This window comes from Streptomyces sp. Y7, from assembly GCF_043195415.1.
Taxonomy (GTDB): Bacteria; Actinomycetota; Actinomycetes; order Streptomycetales; family Streptomycetaceae; genus Streptomyces.
Genome location: NZ_JBIDDQ010000002.1, coordinates 1,170,335 through 1,183,319, shown reverse-complemented (window position 1 = coordinate 1,183,319; position 12,985 = coordinate 1,170,335). Strand labels below are relative to the sequence as shown.

14 protein-coding genes are annotated in these 12,985 nt (G+C 71.1%); 9 read left to right on the top strand and 5 right to left on the bottom strand.

What is annotated here, in order from left to right; genetic code table 11:
* Positions 1-11 precede the first annotated feature (11 nt).
* Both secD and ACGFW6_RS10900 read left to right on the top strand, forming a co-directional pair.
* Positions 12-2,420, top strand: a complete 2,409-nt coding sequence (gene secD / locus ACGFW6_RS10905) for a protein translocase subunit SecD (protein ID WP_393506858.1) — start codon at positions 12-14, stop codon at positions 2,418-2,420.
* A 339-nt stretch (positions 2,421-2,759) separates the two neighbouring features.
* Entirely contained in the window at positions 2,760-3,218 is a 459-nt protein-coding gene (locus tag ACGFW6_RS10900; RefSeq protein ID WP_393506857.1) for an SRPBCC family protein, read from the top strand.
* A gap of 79 nt (positions 3,219-3,297) precedes the next feature.
* Here the strand turns inward: ACGFW6_RS10900 and ACGFW6_RS10895 are convergent, their stop codons facing one another.
* Positions 3,298-3,540: a hypothetical protein gene (locus ACGFW6_RS10895; protein WP_393506856.1), complete on the bottom strand. Its 243-nt coding sequence runs from the start codon at positions 3,538-3,540 to the stop codon at positions 3,298-3,300.
* A gap of 110 nt (positions 3,541-3,650) precedes the next feature.
* Positions 3,651-4,775 carry a PP2C family protein-serine/threonine phosphatase gene (locus ACGFW6_RS10890; protein WP_393506854.1) on the bottom strand — a complete coding sequence of 375 codons (1,125 nt, stop codon included), beginning with the start codon at positions 4,773-4,775 and terminating at the stop codon, positions 3,651-3,653.
* A 220-nt stretch (positions 4,776-4,995) separates the two neighbouring features.
* Between ACGFW6_RS10890 and ACGFW6_RS10885 the strand changes: the two genes are divergently transcribed.
* Positions 4,996-5,787 carry a matrixin family metalloprotease gene (locus tag ACGFW6_RS10885; protein WP_393506852.1) on the top strand — a complete coding sequence of 264 codons (792 nt, stop codon included), beginning with the start codon at positions 4,996-4,998 and terminating at the stop codon, positions 5,785-5,787.
* Positions 5,788-5,879: 92 nt separating this feature from the next.
* Here the strand turns inward: ACGFW6_RS10885 and ACGFW6_RS10880 are convergent, their stop codons facing one another.
* Together ACGFW6_RS10880 and ACGFW6_RS10875 are read right to left on the bottom strand one after the other, a co-directional pair.
* A complete protein-coding gene (locus ACGFW6_RS10880; RefSeq protein WP_393506851.1) occupies positions 5,880-6,272 on the bottom strand; it encodes a VOC family protein in 393 nt (130 codons plus the stop codon).
* The gene (locus ACGFW6_RS10875) at positions 6,269-6,571 is read right to left on the bottom strand and encodes an ArsR/SmtB family transcription factor (RefSeq protein ID WP_393506849.1); all 303 of its coding nucleotides are present in this window, start codon (positions 6,569-6,571) and stop codon (positions 6,269-6,271) included. Before ACGFW6_RS10875 ends, ACGFW6_RS10880 begins: the two co-directional genes overlap by 4 nt.
* Positions 6,572-6,682: 111 nt before the next feature.
* Here ACGFW6_RS10875 and ACGFW6_RS10870 point away from each other — a divergent pair, with 111 nt between their 5' ends.
* The 6 genes from ACGFW6_RS10870 (at position 6,683) to ACGFW6_RS10845 (ending at position 12,069) form a co-directional block, all read left to right on the top strand.
* The gene (locus tag ACGFW6_RS10870) at positions 6,683-7,120 is read left to right on the top strand and encodes a glutaredoxin domain-containing protein (protein WP_393506848.1); all 438 of its coding nucleotides are present in this window, start codon (positions 6,683-6,685) and stop codon (positions 7,118-7,120) included.
* A 247-nt stretch (positions 7,121-7,367) separates the two neighbouring features.
* Entirely contained in the window at positions 7,368-8,453 is a 1,086-nt protein-coding gene (locus ACGFW6_RS10865) for an S-(hydroxymethyl)mycothiol dehydrogenase (RefSeq protein ID WP_393506847.1), read from the top strand.
* Positions 8,453-9,085 carry an MBL fold metallo-hydrolase gene (locus tag ACGFW6_RS10860; RefSeq protein ID WP_393506845.1) on the top strand — a complete coding sequence of 211 codons (633 nt, stop codon included), beginning with the start codon at positions 8,453-8,455 and terminating at the stop codon, positions 9,083-9,085. Before ACGFW6_RS10865 ends, ACGFW6_RS10860 begins: the two co-directional genes overlap by 1 nt.
* A gap of 196 nt (positions 9,086-9,281) precedes the next feature.
* Complete coding sequence (locus ACGFW6_RS10855) at positions 9,282-9,647, top strand: bifunctional 3-phenylpropionate/cinnamic acid dioxygenase ferredoxin subunit (protein ID WP_380861869.1); 366 nt, start codon at positions 9,282-9,284, stop codon at positions 9,645-9,647.
* A complete protein-coding gene (locus tag ACGFW6_RS10850; protein WP_393506843.1) occupies positions 9,644-10,807 on the top strand; it encodes an NAD(P)/FAD-dependent oxidoreductase in 1,164 nt (387 codons plus the stop codon). Before ACGFW6_RS10855 ends, ACGFW6_RS10850 begins: the two co-directional genes overlap by 4 nt.
* 131 nt (positions 10,808-10,938) lie before the next feature.
* Positions 10,939-12,069: an aromatic ring-hydroxylating dioxygenase subunit alpha gene (locus tag ACGFW6_RS10845; protein WP_393506841.1), complete on the top strand. Its 1,131-nt coding sequence runs from the start codon at positions 10,939-10,941 to the stop codon at positions 12,067-12,069.
* 9 nt (positions 12,070-12,078) lie between these two features.
* On the opposite strand, the gene ACGFW6_RS10840 is transcribed toward ACGFW6_RS10845, so the two are convergent.
* Positions 12,079-12,876 (bottom strand): IclR family transcriptional regulator, encoded by a 798-nt coding sequence (locus ACGFW6_RS10840; RefSeq protein WP_393506839.1) that lies wholly within the window; start codon positions 12,874-12,876, stop codon positions 12,079-12,081.
* Between the last annotated feature and the right edge of the window lie 109 nt (positions 12,877-12,985).

Below are 12,985 nucleotides of genomic sequence, written 5' to 3'. Positions count from 1 at the left end.
GCCGGAGGCTTGTGTTGAAACGCCGGAAGAACTCCCTGCGCGCGCGTGCGCTGCTCGCCCTCGCCGTGATCGCCGTATCGCTGGCCATCGCGCTCACCACACCGGTCCGCCTCGGTCTCGATCTACGAGGCGGCACCCAGATCACGCTGGAGACCCGCTCCACCGACACCGTCGAGGCCGACCGCGAGGCCACCGACCGCACCCTGGAGGTGCTGCGGGGCCGTATCGACGCGCTCGGCGTCGCCGAACCCACCCTCGTCCGCTCCGGCGACAACCGGATCCTCGTCGAACTGCCGGGCGTACAGGACCCGGAGAAGGCAGCCGACGTCCTGGGCCGCACGGCACAGCTCACCATCCACACGGTCCTCGACCCGTCCGCTACCCACGACGGCGCCGCCACATCAACACCGACCGATCCGTCCGGAACCCCCGACGGCACCCCCACCCCACCGTCGACCGATCCGGCCGACGCGCCGGACGCACCCGACGCGCCGGACGCACCCGACGCGCCCGACGCCACCGAACCGCCCACCGAACCGCCCACCGATCCGGCCGACACGACCGAGCCGGCCAGGACGCAAACCCTGCCGGACGAGTCGGGACAACCCCTGCGGCTCAAGGCGGCCGCCCTCACCGGACAGGACGTCAAAGGCGCCGCGGCCCGCTTCGACCAGCAGAGCGGCACCGGCTGGCACGTCTCCGTCGACTTCACCGCCACCGGCAGCGACGCCTGGAGGGACGTGACCGCACAGGCCGCCTGCCACCCGGCAGGGGACCCGCAGCGCCGGGTCGCCATCGTGCTCGACAACAAGATCATCTCCTCGCCGCAGGTCGACCCGTCCGTCACCTGCGGTACGGGCATCCCGGGCGGCACGACCCAGATCACCGGCTCCTTCGACGACGCCGAGGCCCGCGAACTCGCGCTGCTCATCTCCGGCGGCGCCCTGCCCGTACCGGTCGAGACCGTCGAACAGCGCACCGTCGGCGCCACCCTCGGCGATGCGGCCATCGAGGCCGCGGCCCGGGCCGCCGTCATCGGAACCACCCTGACCGCGCTGTTCGTCATCGCCGTCTACCGGCTCATGGGCCTGCTCGCGACCGCGGCCCTGCTCTGCTACGGACTGATCTCCTATGCCGCGCTCGCCGCGCTCGGCGCCACCCTGACCCTGCCCGGTCTCGCCGGGTTCGTCCTGGCGATCGGCATGGCCGTGGACGCCAACGTCCTGGTCTTCGAACGGGCCCGCGAGGAGTACGCCGCCCGTAACCGCGCCACCCCGCGATCGGCCCTGACGGCCGGATTCCGCGGCGCGTTCAGCGCGATCGCCGACTCCAACATCACCACGCTCGTCGCCGCCGCCCTGCTGTTCGTGCACGCCTCCGGCCCGGTCCGCGGCTTCGGCGTCACCCTCGGCATCGGCGTCCTCGCCTCCATGATCAGCGCCCTCGTCGTCACCCGCGTCCTGGCCGAGTACGCGGCAGGACGGCGTGCCGTGCACCGGCGCCCCCGCCTCACCGGCATCGCGGACACCGGACGGGTCCGCGACGGACTGCTGCGCCGCGACCCGTTCCTGATGCGCCGTCCGCGCCGCTGGCTGGCGACCTCCGCCGCCCTCCTCGTCGTGGCCGCCTCGGGCATCCTGGCCCGCGGCCTCGACTTCGGCATCGACTTCACCGGAGGCCGGCTGATCGAGTACTCCACGACCACCGCCGTCGACCCGGACCGGGCCCGTGAGGCACTCACCGGCGCCGGATTCCCGCGCGCGGTCGTGCAGTCCTCCGGCGACACCGCCCTGACGGTGCGCACCGGGACCCTGACCGACACCGAGGCGGCCACGGTCACCGACACCATCAGCGGCCTCGGCGGGGAGACGAACAAGGTCCGTGACGAGCTGATCGGTCCCAGCCTGGGCGACGAACTGCGCCGTAACGCGGTCATCGCCCTCGCTCTCGCGCTGGGTGCCCAGTTGCTCTACCTGGCGGTCCGGTTCCGTTGGCGGTTCGCGACCGCGGCCGTCGGTGCGCTGGTCCACGACGTGGTGATCCTCGTCGGCGTCTTCGCCTGGCTGGGCAAGCCCATCGACGGCGTCTTCCTGGCCGCCCTGCTGACCGTCATCGGCTACTCGGTCAACGACTCGGTGGTTCTCTTCGACCGTATCCGAGAACTCCTCGCCCGGGACGGCAGGACACCACTGGCCCGCCTGACGAACCAGGCGATCCTCCAGACCCTGCCGAGGACCGTCAACACCGGAGTGGGTGCCGCCCTCATCCTCACCGCCCTGGCCGTCCTCGCCGACGACACCCTCACCGACTTCGCCCTGGCCCTGCTCATCGGCCTGGCGGTCGGCACCTACTCCTCCGTCTTCACCGCGGCGCCCCTCACCGTCAGCCTCTCTCCGCGGGCAAGGCGGAACCGGCCGTAGGAAGGGCAGCGAACCCCCTGCGCGCACCGGCCCGCACCTGCGGCCCGCACACGCCAGCCGTACGAGCGGCGCGCTGTGCGGGCCGTGCGCGCAGGGGCCCCGCCCGGCCATCTCGGGCGCGTGTTCGGGCCGTTCGTCTCGCGCGATGCCCAGTGGCCCCATAGAGTCGCGGTGCCGCCACGACAGGACGGGCGGCGCGGCTTCTCGTACGCCCACGAGCGGTGCCCCCGGGTGCCTTCGGTCCGGTCGCCCCGGCCCCGGCCCCGGCCCCGGAGCCCGGCGGACGGCCTGCGGGAGAGTCGCGGGCACGCTGCGGGCTCAAGCGATCGAGGAGTGCTCATGGCAGGACGGTTTGAGGCGACGTTCGAGGTCGATCGACCTGTCGATGCGGTGTTCGACTACCTCGCGGACGGACGCAACGATCCGCAGTTCAGCCCCCGTGTGCTCAAGATCGAGCGGGTTCCCGACGCCCCGACCACCGTGGGGACGGTCTTCCGCAGCACGGTCAAGGACGCCGGGATGAAGACGGCCAGGGAGTTCCGCATCACCGACCTCCAGTCGCCGGCGAGGATCCGTTGGGCCGAGGTGTCGAAGAACATCGTCACGGCCGGCGAGGGCGGCTACGACCTGGAGCCGCTGGGCGACGGCAGGACCAAGGTCCGTATCTTCAATGTTCTGGAAGGCCACGGTCTCGGCAAGCTCCTCGTCGGCCTGGCGCTGTCCGCCGCCCGCAAGGACGCCCCCGGCTTCGGTGCTCGGATCAAGGCGGCGGCCGAAGCCGCGATCCCGTCGCGCTGACCTGACCGATCCGACCGCTGTCCCGGAGCACGGTGAGGGGAGGCAACCCGCCCGCACCGTGCTCCGGGGCCCGGTCATGTCACTGCCCGCCGGGCCACGCGAGGTCTTCCACCAGCATGGTGAGGGCCGACTTCGGGACGGTTCCGCCCGTCCCGCCGCCGTTCTGCCCCCAGGTCGTGCCGGCGTCCGTGCTGTTGGAGCCCTTGGTGTCGTTGACGCCCTGGAAGATGCCGAAGTCGATGGGCCCGTCGTCGGCGGAGGCGGGGGCGGCGGCCATGAGGAGAGCCGCGCCGGCGAGTACCGCGGCAGTGATGATCTTCATGCCGGGCTCAACGACGGGTCGGGCGGCAGGATGTCCGGTCGTGCCCTTTTGGCGGAGCGCCGGAGCCGAGCGGCCGGCGCGGGGCATGCGGCAAGGGGGGATCCGCGACTTCAGGACGTGCGCGGCATGCGCTCGATCGCGACCATGGCGGCGTCGTCCCCCAGATGTCCGCCGACGTGCCGCATCAGGTCCTTGCACAGGTGGGCCAGCAGAGCGTCGGGACCGTGCTCCGCGGCCTTGCCCGCCACCCGGTCCGTCAGCGGATAGAACGTGCCGTCGGCGTTCCGGGCCTCGATCACACCGTCCGTGTAGAGAAGGACGATGTCGCCGTGGTCGAAGGCGAACGTCTCCTCGGAGAGCTCGGTCTCCACGAACTCGGTCAGGCCCAGGGGTGGTGCCGGGTGCCGCACGGCGAGGGGCCGGACCTGGTCGCCGCGCAGCAGCAGCGGCGGAGGGTGCCCGCAGTTGATCAGGTGGAGAACCGGCTCGTGATCCGGGACGTCCAGCGCCGCGGCGGTGATGAACGCCTCGCCGCGGTCCTCGGCCGAGGCGTCGCGCGCCGAGGGGTCGTCGAGGTCGGAGGAGACGGTGCCCTCGAGGAAGCTCATGAGCGCCGCGAGGTCGGCCTGTCTGTGGGCCGCGCCCCGGAAGGCGCCGAGCAGGAGGGCGGCGTCCCCGACCGCTTCGAGGCCCTTTCCCCGGACATCGCCGATGACGATCCGGATTCCGTGCTCCGTACGGGCGGCGGCGTACAGATCACCGCCGATCTGCGCCTCGGACTCGGCGGCCAGGTACACCGAGGCGATGCGCAGCGAGCCGACCCGCTTCGGAAGCGGCTTCAGCACGACCTCCTGTGCCGCCGTCGCGACCGACCGCAGTTGCGTCAGCTCCTTCTCGTGGCGCTCCCGCCGGGCGGCGAACGAGGTCGCGAATGCCGACATCAGGATCAGGGTGATCAGCTGAAAGGAGTGGTTGAGATCGACGAGGGTGGTGCGTACCGCCGCGACCACGGCCTGGGCCGACACGGCGAGCGCGCCGACGTACGCGGTCGTACGGGGGCCGGCGAACGACGCCGTGACGGCGGGTGCGGCTACCAGGAACGGTCCGAGGTGGACGCTGGCCGGAGCCAGGATGTCGACCACCGTGACGATGACGATCATCATGATCGGCACCGCCAGCAGCGCCTGCGGTGGCTCCTGTGACCACTGAAGATCTTTGAGGCGTCTCGGAACCATACGTTCTGGATACACCCCATCGCGCCGCGGCGCCCGCGTCGACGCCCGCGCCCTTCGACGTGCTGCCGAAGAGTCGCGTCAAAGTCGCTGAATGTGGCCGATAGACGTCGTTCCCTGATTGTCGAGGACATGCCACTCTTGCGCACGTCTGTCCACGGCCGCTCTTGGATCCCGCCGCCAGGAGGCGCGGGAGGCGGCCGCGGGCCACAGGGGGAACGACATGTTGCGAAGAACGAGAACCGCGATCGGACTGGCGGTGACCGCGCTGGTCGTCGCGCTCTCGGCCCCGGCGGTGCAGGCGGACACGGCTGCCCCGACGGGGCCGACGTCCGTCCGCGCCGGGGCGGACGACGCCGTCTACGTGGTCCAGCCGCGCTCCGACGGCACCACCTACACCGCCATCTACGAGCCCGCCCCGGGCGTCACGGCCGACGAGCTGCGCGCCGGCCTGCGCCGGCAGGGCGTCCGCGGCGTGCAGGACGAGAACAGCGCCCAGGGCATCGGCATCGCCGGTTGCTCGCCCGTCGTCGGCACCGCCTCGGCCTGGTGCGGACACAAGTGGGCCTACGGGCCCTTCAACGACCCGCAGGTGTACTTCCTCGACCACAGCGGCGACTCGTGGCCGGTCACCGACGCCAGGGTCGACTGGTACCAGGCGCCCGGCATCGACGCCTACTACCGCTGGCACACCGCCGGATGCCCCGGCGGCGGCCGGCACTGCGTGCACGTCTACAGCGGCAGCTACGGCACCGCCTGGTACGGCCTGACCGAGGCGTCCACCTCGGGCGGCTACTTCGTCGACGGCACCGTCACGGTCAAGCTCAACGACCAGGTCACGCCCAACACGTACGCGGCCCGGCGCAGCGTCGCCTGTCACGAGATGGGCCACGCCCTCGGGCTCGACCACAACGGCTCCACCAACAGCTGTCTGTCCGTACCGGAGTTCCCGCAGCATCCGTCGTCGGACGACTTCGCCGTACTGAACCAGCTCTACCCGAAGCCCGGCACCTGACGGGCACCGTTCCACCGGCGTGAGCCGAGGGAGGGGCGGCGGGTCGTCGCCCCTCCCTCGGCACGTCGGCGCGGGCGGTCCGCCCCGGCCCGCTACGCCGGCTGGGTCGCGATCTGGATCAGGTTGCCGCAGGTGTCGTCGAAGACGGCCGTGGTGACCGGGCCCATCTCCAAGGGCTCCTGGGTGAAGCGGACGCCGAGGGCGCGCAGCCGCTCGTACTCGGCGCCGACGTCCTCGACGGCGAACTGGGCCAGCGGAATGCCGTCCTCGACGAGGGTGTCGCGGTAGGTCCGGGCGATCGGGTGGCCGACCGGCTCCAGGAGGAGCTCGGTGCCGCCGGGCTCCTCGGGGGAGACGACGGTGAGCCACCGGTCCTTCTCGCCCACGGGGACGTCGTGCTTCTTCAGGAAGCCGAGGATCTCCGTGTAGAAGTGCAGGGCCTTGGCCTGGTCGTCGACGAAGACGCTGGTCAGATGGATCTTCATGAGGTGCTCTTCTCCGGTCCGGATGGGTCGGGCACGTGCCATCGCTCGGTGATCTGCCGCAGCGGGGCCGTGTTCAGGTCGTGGAACTTGTAGCGGCCCTCCCGTCTGGTCCCGACGAGCCCCGCGGCCTCCAGCACGGCGAGGTGCTGCGAGACTCCCTGGCGGGAGATGGCCAGCTGGTGCTTCATGGCCAGGCGCGAGCAGATCTCGAACAGTGTCTGTCCGGATTTCTCCGTGAGCTCGTCGAGGATGATCCGGCGGGTGGGGTCGGCCAGGGCTTTGAAGAGGTCGTCGGCCACGACTCCAGCATAGGCAAGCCGTCACTTGCCTATCAAGTCGAGGGTGCGCACCCGCATCCGGCGCGAAATCGGCGAGCGCGCCCGCTTCGCGCACCGATAGCCTGCGTCACCATGACGCGTGCCTGGCTCCTGCCCCTGCTGCTGGCCCTCGGCGGCTCGGCCGTGGCGGCCGGGCTGATCCTGAGCGGCAGCCCTGGCCCGGCCGCGGCATTCCTGCTGGTGTTCGTGCTGCTCGCCGGTGTCAATTCGCCGCTGGTCTTCCCGAGGTCGATCGGTGCGCTGGAGGCGCAGCGCCGCAGCGCGGCCGACGGCCGGCCGGTCGTCTACTGGCGCCCCGGCTGCCCGTACTGCATGCGGCTGCGTGCCCGCCTGGGCCGTGCCGCCCGTCGGGCGTACTGGGTCGACATCTGGCGTGACCCGGCCCGCGCGGCCGCGGTGCGGGCCGTGAACGACGGCAACGAGACCGTGCCGACGGTCGTCGTGGCGGGGCGGCCGCACACCAACCCCGATCCCCGCTGGGCGCGCGAACACCTCTTCCCCTCCATGTGACCACCGTGCGGCGCGGGACTCCGCGTCCTCGCCGGTCCCCGGCATGTGCCGGTACCCACCCGCCCGTTCGGCCGCGCGCCGGCCGGACTTCTCGTGTACCCCGAGACGAGCTCGCCCGGCCGCGGGAACTCCCCGTCCCCCTCCTTGACCGCCGCTCGGCCCTCCACGATGCTGTGTTGCGACACATGAGATGTGTGCCGTAATGAGCAACATCTGATTCGCAGTCCCGAACAGCCGAGGAGTGGCCATGACGCACCAGGTCCGTGCTGTCGTCGCGCGGGGCAAGGGCGCCCCCGTCAGCCTGGAGACGATCGTCGTTCCCGACCCGGGTCCGGGTGAGGCGCTGGTCAGGGTCGAGGCCTGCGGGGTCTGCCACACCGATCTGCACTATCGCGAGGGCGGCATCAACGACGACTTCCCCTTCCTGCTCGGCCATGAGGCAGCGGGCACCGTGGAGTCGGTGGGGGAGGGCGTCACCGACGTCGCCCCCGGGGACTTCGTGATCCTCAACTGGCGTGCGGTGTGCGGGCAGTGCCGGGCATGTCTGCGCGGACGCCCCTGGTACTGCTTCAACACCCACAACGCCCGGCAGAAGATGACCCTGACCGACGGCACCGAGCTGTCGCCGGCACTCGGCATCGGGGCCTTCGCCGAGAAGACGCTGGTCGCCGCCGGACAGTGCACGAAGGTCGACCGGACCGCGTCGGCGGCGGCCGCCGGACTCCTGGGCTGCGGCGTGATGGCGGGCATCGGCGCGGCGATCAACACCGGCAACGTCGGCCGGGGCGATTCGGTCGCCGTCATCGGCTGCGGTGGTGTGGGCGCCGCCGCGATCGCCGGGTCGAACCTGGCGGGCGCCGCGAAGGTCATCGCCGTCGACATCGACGACCGCAAACTGGACACGGCCAGGAAGCTGGGCGCGACCCACACCGTCAACTCCAGGGACGCCGACGCCGTCGAGGCGATCCGCGAGCTGACCGGCGGGTTCGGCGCCGATGTCGTCATCGAGGCGGTCGGCCGCCCGGAGACGTACCAGCAGGCCTTCTACGCCCGCGACCTCGCCGGCACCGTCGTCCTGGTCGGCGTACCGACGCCGGAGATGAAGCTGGAACTGCCGCTGCTGGACGTCTTCGGGCGCGGTGGCGCGCTGAAGTCCTCCTGGTACGGCGACTGCCTGCCGAGCAGGGACTTCCCGATGCTCATCGACCTCTACCTCCAGGGCCGGCTGGACCTGGACGCGTTCGTCACGGAGACCATCGCGCTGGACGAGGTGGAGAAGGCGTTCGAGCGGATGCACCACGGCGACGTGCTGCGCTCGGTGGTGCTCCTGTGATGGCCGGCGCCCGCATCGAACACCTCGTCACCTCGGGGACGTTCTCCTTGGACGGCGGCACGTGGGACGTCGACAACAACGTGTGGGTCGTCGGCGACGACCGCGAGGTGATCGTCGTCGACGCCGCGCACGACGCCGACGCGATCGCCCGGGTCGTCGGCGACCGTGCCCTGCGGGCCATCGTGTGCACGCACGCGCACAACGACCACATCGACGCGGCACCCGAACTCGCCGCCCGCACGGGCGCACCCGTCCTCCTCCATCCGGACGACCTGCCGCTGTGGAAGCAGACCCACCCCGACAGGGCACCGGACGCCGAACTGACCGACGGGCAGCTCCTCACGGTGGCCGGTGTCGACCTCGCCGTGCTGCACACACCCGGGCACGCCCCCGGTGCCGTCTGTCTGTACGCGCCGGGGCTGGGTGCGGTCTTCAGCGGGGACACGCTGTTCAGCGGCGGGCCGGGCGCGACCGGACGGTCGTACAGCCACTTCCCGACCATCGTGGCGTCGATCCGGGACCGGCTGCTGACGCTGCCCGGGGAGACCGTCGTGCACACCGGACACGGCGCGACGACCACCGTCGCCGCCGAGGCCCCGCATCTCCAGGAGTGGGTCGACCGCGGCTTCTGAGTCCTTCGAAAGGGGCTCCGTGGGGCGCCCGTTCCGCTTGTTTCCGCAGGTGGTCCGGGCGCTTCGCGCTGCCCGGAGACAGGGCGGCGGGCCGATGCGAACGAGGTGTTTTGACGCCTTGACAACGCTTCTGAGCGGCCCCCAGACTGGCGTTGCGCTTACCGCAATCCGTTTCGCTATACGCACCCGAGGTGTCATGATGATTCCCGCGTGCCGTCTCGCGGATCTCCCGCGAGGCGAGGCCCACCGGCTCGACATCGATCCGCCGGTCTCGGTGTTCCACACCGACGATGGTGAGCTCTTCGCCATCGACGACACCTGCACCCACCAGGACGCCTCGCTCGCCGACGGCTGGCTGGAGGGCTGCGAGGTGGAATGCCCGCTGCATGCTTCGAAGTTCGACCTGAGGACCGGTGCGGTCGACGCCCCGCCGGCGAAGCTTCCGGTCCGGACGCACGAGGTCGTCGTCGACGAGGACGGCATGATCCACGTGCGGCTCTCCACGGAGGCGCCCAACCTGCCGCCCTGCATCGCCGCGCGGCTCGCCGGAGGCATCGCGTGAGGACCGTCGCCGTGGTCGGCGCCTCCCTCGCCGGCCTGTCGGCGGCGCGCTCGCTGCGCAAGCAGGGCCACGACGGCCGGCTGGTCGTCATCGGGGACGAGCTCCACCGCCCCTACGACCGGCCCCCGCTGTCGAAGGAGTTCCTCGCCGGCACCCTCGGCGAACCCGAACTCGCCCTGGAGACGGACGGCGAGGACCTGGAGGCCGAGTGGCTGCTCGGCACCCGGGCGGTCGCGCTCGACGGGCCCGACCGCACGGTCCGGCTCGCCGACGGACGCGAGGTGCGCGCCGACGGCGTCGTCATCGCGACCGGTGCCGCGGCCCGCACCCTCCCCGGTTCCGCGGGGCTGGCCGGAGTGCACACCCTGCGCACCCTGGACGACGCCCGCGCGCTGCGCGACGAACTGGCCCTGGGCGGACGGCTGGTGGTGATCGGCGGCGGCTTCATCGGAGCCGAGGTCGCCTCCACCGCCCGCGCGCTCGGACTGCGGGTCACCGTCGTGGAGGCGGCGCAGGCACCGCTCGCCGGACCGCTCGGCGCGACCATGGGTGCCGTCGTCTCCGCCCTCCACACGGACCACGGCGTAGGGCTGTTGTGCGGCGTGGGCGTCAAGGGGCTGAGCGGGGAGAAGCGGGTGGACGCCGTGCTCCTGGAGGACGGCCGCACCCTCCCCGCCGACATCGTCGTGGTCGGGGTCGGCGCCCGTCCGAACGTCGAGTGGCTGGAAGGCTCAGGCGTCGACCTCGACAACGGCGTCAAGTGCGGCGCGGACGGGCGCACCAGTCTCGCCGGCGTCGTCGCGGTCGGCGACTGCGCCAACTGGTACGACCCCCGCGCGGGCCTGCATCGCCGCGTCGAGCACTGGACCGGAGCGCGTGAGCGTCCCGACGCGGCGATCGCCGCACTGCTGGCCGGCGGCGCCGTGGAACCGGGTGTGCCCCGGCCGCCGTACTTCTGGTCCGACCAGTACGGCGTGAAGATCCAGTTCGCCGGTCACGCGGCCGGTGCCGACAGCGTCACCGTCGAGGACGGCACCGCGGACGAGCGCAACGTCCTGGCCGTCTACCGGCGGTCCGGCATTCCGGTCGCCGTGCTCGGAATGAACCAGCCGCGGCTGTTCACGCGCTGGCGCAAGCAGATCACCGCCCTCGCGCCTTGACACCGCCCCGGCTCCATCCCATGCTGCGGTTTCACATGACACGCAGTGTTGCTCCATACACAACGCCGTCCGGAGTCGCACCCACCGGCGCGTGAATGACCCCTCCACGACGTTCGACCGAGGAGTGCACCGTGACCTCGACCAGCCTGCCGGACAGTCTGATCGCCACTCTTCCCGGCACCTCCTACACGGACCCGGGGATCTTCGCCCAGGAGCAGGAGCGCATATTCGAGACCATGTGGTTCTGCGTCGCCCGCGCCTCGGAGCTGGCGAGGCCCGGCGCCTTCCGCACCGTCGACGTGGGCCGCGAGAGCATCCTCGTCACCCGGGCGCGGGACAACGGCATCCGGGCGTACTTCAACGTGTGCCGGCACCGCGGAGCAAGGCTGTGCACGGAGGAGACCGGCGAGGTCAAGCGGGCCTTCCAGTGCCCGTACCACGCCTGGACCTACGACCTGAACGGCAAGCTCGTCGCGGCACCCAACCTCACCAAGATGCCCGACGTCGGGCGCACCGAGTACGGGCTGGTGAGCGTGGCGGTGCGGGAGTGGCTCGGCTATGTCTGGGTGTGCCTCGCGGAGAACCCGCCCTCCTTCGAGGAGGACGTCATCGGCGAGATCGTCGCCCGCCTCGGCGACGTCGAGTCCATCGAGCACTACGACATCGACAGTCTCTCCGTCGGCAGACGGATCGTGTACGACGTCAGGGCGAACTGGAAGCTCATCATCGAGAACTTCATGGAGTGCTACCACTGCGCCACGATCCACCCCGAACTCACCGAGGTCCTGCCGGAGTTCGCGGACGGCTACGCCGCCCAGTACTACGTGGGGCACGGCGCGGAGTTCGGCGAGGACGTCCAGGGCTTCACCGTCGACGGCTCCGAGGGCCTGGACCGCATTCCCGGGGTCGGTGACGAGCAGGACCGCCGCTACTACGCGATCACCGTCAGGCCGCAGGTGTTCATCAACCTGGTCCCCGACCATGTGATCTTCCACCGGATGTACCCGGTGTCCGTGGACCGCACGATCGTGGAGTGCGACTGGCTCTACCTTCCGCACGTCGTCGCGAGCGGCAAGGACGTCAGCCGGTCCGTGGAACTCTTCGACCGGGTCAACCGCCAGGACTTCGAGGCATGCGAACGGACCCAGCCCGGTATGGGGTCGCGCATGTACGCCAAGGGTGGCGTGCTGGTGCCCAGTGAGCACCACATCGGTGCGTTCCACGACTGGGTGAACGAGCGCCTCGGCGCTCCCCTGCCGTAGCCGGGCCGGTCAGCCCAGGTACCCCATCCGGTGGCTGATCTCCTGGGCGCCCTTGACCAGCACCGGGGAGAGTTCGTGCATGCGTTCCTCGGTGAGCCGGTAGGCGGGGCCGGAGGCGCTGAGGGCGGCGATGACGTCGCCGTCCCGGTTGCGCACCGGCGCGGCCATCGCGTGCAGGCCGATCTCCAACTCCTCCAGGGTGATGGAGTAGTTGCGCTCGCGCGCCTCGGCGAGGTTCTTCTCCAGCTTCGTCTTCGCGGTGATGGTGCGCGGCGTGACCTTCTTCAGGCCGGTCTCCGACAGCAGCGCCGTGCGCGCCTTCGTCGGCAGGTACGCCAGCAGGATCTTGCCGCTCGACGTGGCGTGCAGGGGAGTGAGCTGGCCGACCCAGTTGTGGGCGGTGATGGCTCCCGGGCCGCGCACCTGGTACAGGTTGATCGCGTACTGCTCCTGCATCACGGCGATGTTGACCGTCTCGCCGAGCTCCTCGGCCAGACGCTCGCAGACCGGGCGGCCCTGCTGGGTGATGTCGATACGGCCGGTGACCGCGCCGGCCAGTCGGACGATGCCGAATCCGAGGCGGTACTTGCCGCGCTCGCCGGCCTGCTCCACGAGACCGCGCGACTCCAGGGCGCCGAGCAGACGAAACGCGGTGGACTTGTGCACGTCGATCTCGGCCGCGACCTCGCTCACGCCCGCCTCGCCACGCTGGGCGAGGATCTCCAGCACGCTGATCGCCCGGTCCACCGACTGGACGCCGCCGGCCTGCGAACTCGTCGTTTCCGTGTCATGGCTGTAGTTGCTCACAGTGAAACTATACGCGTAGTAAACAACATGGCCGCAAGTAACCACGTCGTAACAAGGACCGCTGAAGTTGCGCTGTTCGCAACCTGGTGCGCATCGCGGTACCGGGACT